General features: G+C 75.5%; 3 protein-coding genes. All 3 read left to right on the forward strand.

Annotated features, from left to right (window positions below; translation table 11 throughout):
• The coding region (locus VR44_RS38505; RefSeq protein WP_045952335.1) for an AAA family ATPase at positions 1 to 894 on the forward strand (894 nt) is incomplete at its 5' end.
• A complete protein-coding gene (locus VR44_RS38510) occupies positions 858 to 1,625 on the forward strand; it encodes an NUDIX hydrolase (RefSeq protein ID WP_169791093.1) in 768 nt (255 codons plus the stop codon). The genes VR44_RS38505 and VR44_RS38510, both read left to right, overlap by 37 nt.
• Positions 1,622 to 2,638 carry an ADP-ribosylglycohydrolase family protein gene (locus tag VR44_RS38515; protein WP_045952337.1) on the forward strand — a complete coding sequence of 339 codons (1,017 nt, stop codon included), beginning with the start codon at positions 1,622 to 1,624 and terminating at the stop codon, positions 2,636 to 2,638. The genes VR44_RS38510 and VR44_RS38515 overlap by 4 nt, the downstream gene beginning before the upstream one ends.
• The last annotated feature ends 46 nt before the right edge of the window (positions 2,639 to 2,684 follow it).

Raw genomic sequence — 2,684 nt, forward strand, 5'->3', positions numbered from 1 at the left:
GACGTGGTCGGCGCGGTCGACGACATCCCCGTCGACCTGCACGACCCGGAGATCTGGGAGGCCCACATGAAGGTCTTCCGGGCGGCGGTGGGCCGGCCCGTGGACGCCGTGTTCACCTCGGAGGAGTACGGCACCGAGCTCGCCCGGCGGTTCGGCGCCGAGGAGGTCCTCGTGGACCCGGCGCGCAGCCTGTTCCCGGTCTCCGGGACGGCCGTACGGGCGGACCCGGCCGGCTGCTGGGAGTACCTGGGGCCGGCCGTACGGGCCGCGCTGACCCGGCGGGTCGTGGTGCTCGGCGCCGAGTCCACCGGGACCACCACCCTCTCCCGGGAGCTGGCCGCGCACTACCGGCGGCGCGGCGGCGTGTGGGCGAAGACCGGCTGGGTCGCCGAGTACGGGCGCGAGTACAGCGAGGAGAAGCTGGCCGCGGCCCGCGCGGTGGACCCGGCGGCCTCCTGGGAGCACATGACCTTCACCTCGCGGGAGTTCCCCGTCATCGCCCGGCGGCAGGACGAGAACGAGGACCGGGCCGCCCGCCTGGGCTCGCCGGTGCTGTTCTGCGACACCGACTCCTTCGCGACGGGCGTCTGGCACGAACGCTACGTCGGCGGACGCAACCGCGAGGTCGAGCGGATCGCCGCGCGGACCCGGCGGGACCTGTACCTGCTGACCGACCACGAGGGAGTCCCCTTCGAGGACGACGGCCTGCGCGACGGGCCGGAGCTCAGACCCTGGATGACCGCCCGCTTCCGGCGGGAACTCGCGCGCACCGGGAGGCGTTTCCTGGTGGTGAGCGGTGACCGCGGCTCGCGGCTGGAGCAGGCCGTGGCGGCGGTGGACGGTCTGCTGGCCGAGGGCTGGCACTTCACGGCACCCCTTCCGGAGCGCCGGTGAACCCCGCGCCCTACGACCCGTACGCCTTCGAGCCGTTCGCGGTGACCGTGGACCTGGCCGTGCTCACCGTGCGCGGCGGCGCCCTGCACGTCCTGCTGATCCGGCGCGGGCAGGAACCGTACGCGGGCGCCTGGGCGCTGCCCGGCGGCTTCGTGCTGCCCCGGGAGTCCGCCGAGACGGCGGCGCTGCGCGAGCTCGCCGAGGAGACGGGCCTGCCGCCCGCCCTGGTCGGGGCCCTGCACCTGGAGCAGCTGCGCACCTACAGCGAACCGGACCGCGACCCCCGGATGAGGGTGGTCTCCGTGGCCTTCACCGCGCTCGTCCCCGACATGCCGGAGCCGGCCGAGGAAGGCGGCGGGGACGCCGACCGGGCGCGCTGGGTGCCGGTCGGGGAGGCCTCCGGGCTCGCCTTCGACCACGGGCGGATCCTCGCGGACGCGCGCCGGCGGGTCGGCTCCAAGCTGGAGTACACCTGCCTCGCCACCGCCTTCTGCCCGCCCGAGTTCACCCTCGGGGAACTCCAGGCCGTCTACGAGACGGTCTGGGGCACCGGCCTCGACCGCCCCAACTTCCGCCGCAAGGTGCTCGCCACGCCCGGCTTCGTCGAAGCCGTCCCGGGAGGCGCCCGGCTCACCGGCGGCCGCGGCAAACCGGCCGCCCTCTACCGGGCCGGACCGGCGACCCCCCTCCACCCGCCCCTGCTGCGACCCACGGAAGGACCGACCCCGTGACCGCCCCCAAGCGCGCCGCGACCGGCGCCCTGATCGGCCTGGCCCTGGGCGACGCCCTCGGCTTCCCGACCGAGTTCAACGACGTCCCTTCCATCCTGGCCAAGACCGGGCCGTGGCGGCAGATGCGGCTGCCCCGCCCGGCGATCGTCACCGACGACACCCAGATGACCCTGGCCCTGGCCCGCGGGATACGGACGGCCGCCGAACGCGGCCGGGTCGGCCCGCTGCGCCTGACCCGGCCGGTCCGCGAGGAGTTCGTCGACTGGTACCACTCCCCGGAGAACAACCGCGCCCCCGGCCGCACCTGCCTGGTGGCCTGCCGCCTCCTCGACGACCCGGCGCGGGACTGGCGCGACGCCAGCCAGGTGGGCTCCAAGGGCTGCGGCGCCAACATGCGCGTGGCACCGGTCGGCCTGGTCCCCGGCTGGACGGACGAGGAGCGCGCGGGCGCCGCCCAGCTCCAGTCCGCCCTCACCCACGGCCACCCCACCGCCCTCGCCGCCTCCGACCTCACCGCCCGCGCCGTGCACCTCCTGGCACAGGGCACCGAGGTGACGGGCCTGGTCGGGCGGCTGCGCTCGTACGCCCTGGAGAACCGCACCCGCTACCACGAGCGCTGGCTCGGCGACCTCTGGATGCGCACCGCCTCCGACGCCTCCCCGGAGTCCTTCATCGCCCGGGGCTGGGACGACTGCCTGGCCGTCCTCGACCGGCTCGCGGCGGCCCTGCGCACCCCCTCCCCGGAGACCGACCCCTGCCTGACCACCGGCGAGGGCTGGATCGCCGAGGAGGCCCTGGCCACCGCCCTCCACTGCTTCCTGCTCTTCCCCGACGAACCCCTCCTGGCCCTGCGCCGCGCGGCCTGCACCTCGGGCGACTCGGACTCCCTCGCCTGCCTGGCCGGCGCCTTCGCGGGCGCCCACCTCGGCGCGGACGCCTGGCCCCGCGACTGGGAGGGCGGCATCGAATACCGCTCCGAACTGCTGTCCTTCGGGACCCTCTGGGACGCGTGAGCCGGACCTAGGTCGTCCCTTTCGGATCTTGCCGGTCAAGCCCGCG

It is taken from the genome of Streptomyces katrae, from assembly GCF_000966975.1.
Lineage (GTDB): Bacteria > Actinomycetota > Actinomycetes > Streptomycetales > Streptomycetaceae > Streptomyces > Streptomyces katrae.